General features: G+C 31.8%; 2 protein-coding genes. Both read right to left on the bottom strand.

Going from position 1 to position 1,925, the window contains the following annotated elements; translation table 11 throughout:
* Positions 1–1,235 (bottom strand): hypothetical protein (locus ENL20_09030; protein ID HHE38700.1); only part of this gene is annotated, 1,235 nt, incomplete at its 3' end.
* Positions 1,236–1,358: 123 nt separating this feature from the next.
* The coding region (locus ENL20_09025; GenBank protein HHE38699.1) for a glycine--tRNA ligase subunit alpha at positions 1,359–1,925 on the bottom strand (567 nt) is incomplete at its 5' end.

The following is a 1,925-nucleotide window of genomic DNA, read 5'->3' as shown; positions in this document are numbered from 1 at the left end:
CTTGGATCGATTATTGTAATTTCTAATAAATCTTCAAATTCCTTGTAAGCTTTATCATAATCACCATCATCAATTACTTTAATAATGCTTTGAATTTTAGATTCAAATAAGATTTTAACTAATCTTTGGGACATATATTGAGTAATTTTTGCTGGTGTATAATAAATGCCGGAATCTTTCTTGATCTCTGCAATAAAGGTCTCATAAGCTTTTCCAAAAACATCTTCATCGATCAACCTGTAATTATAATGAACCATTCCTTTTCCAAAAGTATATTCCCATTGACCGAAACCGAGAATAGTCTCAAATTCTGATTTGAATCTTAATAAGTTTACTTCATCTCTTTCTATGTAATCCCAGATTTTTGTCGAGAAAAGTTCGGTATCATAATATTCCCAGAACCAACTTTCAACTTCTTCAAAAAAGTTTCTGAAAAATCTTTTTACTCCTTTAACCTGCCACCTTTCTAATCTGTCGAAATAAGTATTTTCGAGGAATTTATACGGAATCAAACCATAATCTTCGAGAGTTTTAATAAATATTATTTTGTTCAGAAATAAAACGATCAGTTCATCTTTTGAAAATTTAGCATTTTTGATAAAATTTACAGATAAAAGCTGATTATACCATTTCTTCAAATCTTTAAAAAATTCTACTTCCAGTTCAGGTTTTGGTTGATCATCTTCTAATCTTCTTACCGATTCCCAAAAATTGTCATATTCTAAATATCTTTTCAGTAATTCCGTAAATTTTATTTCGATAAATGGTTTATATTCAACTAAACTTTCCTGATTAAATATAAACGAATTATCTAAATTCGTTAAAATCACATAATTGTTATTTTGGAGATATTTTTTTATTTGCTCTTCGTGTTCTTCAAACATAAACTTCTTTTTTCTTACTTCTTCATCTTTTTTGTAATAGTTTGGTTTGAGTTCAATAAAAACAGGATTTTTAATACTTTCCTGTAGAGCTAAATCAACTATTCCTTTTTTTAAAGCAACTTCGGAGAAATAATCAAGGTTAAGTATTCTATTTACAATTTCTATCATCAATCCTGCTAATGCAGATTCAGGTTTTGATCCATAAAGAAGACTATTTAGATAATGCTTTATTGGTTTAAATTTCCATTTATCTTCTTTATCCTTTATTTCAACAATATTCAGTCTTTCAAACGAGTTAAGCACTTCTAATTCTTTTATATATCTTATTTTGTTTTCAATATCATTATTCATTTGAATTCCTTTTTGAAATTTTTATCTTATTCCTTAAAAAAGTTATCACAATTTGTGATAACCTATTTTTCTGCACTTTTCATCACTTGTTCCCGTTCTGGTTTCGGAACAAGTTCCGAACTACTATTCCCCATACTTTTTAATATAAAGCAGCGCACAATCCTTCGCCATTTTCCTGATGCGTCCGATATAAGTGGCTCTTTCCGTAACGCTGATAACTCCACGCGCATCGAGCAGATTAAAAGTATGCGAACATTTCAAAACCATATCATAAGCAGGATAGACCAGTTTTTCAGAGATCAGTTCGTTAACCTGTTGCTCATATTCTTTGAATGATGAAAAAAGCATTTTCGTGTCCGCAGTTTTAAAATTATATTGGGAAAATTCCTTTTCTTTATCAAAATAGATTTCACCATATCTCATTGTCTCATTCCACTTCAGATCCTTGAAATCATCGACATTCTGGATATACATTGCCAGTCGCTCCAAACCGTAAGTCAGTTCCACGCTGATGGGAAAAACTTCGATCCCGCCGACCATCTGGAAATAAGTGAATTGTGAGATCTCCATTCCGTCGAGCCAGACTTCCCAACCGAGTCCGTTCGCTCCGAGAGTTGGTGATTCCCAATCATCTTCCACGAAACGGATATCGTGTTTTTCGATCTCGATCCCGATCGCCTGCAGACTTTT

Source organism: Candidatus Cloacimonadota bacterium (assembly GCA_011372345.1).
GTDB lineage: Bacteria > Cloacimonadota > Cloacimonadia > Cloacimonadales > TCS61 > DRTC01.
Note: the sequence above shows the minus strand (reverse complement) of the source record. Positions and strands in the feature narration are given on the sequence as shown.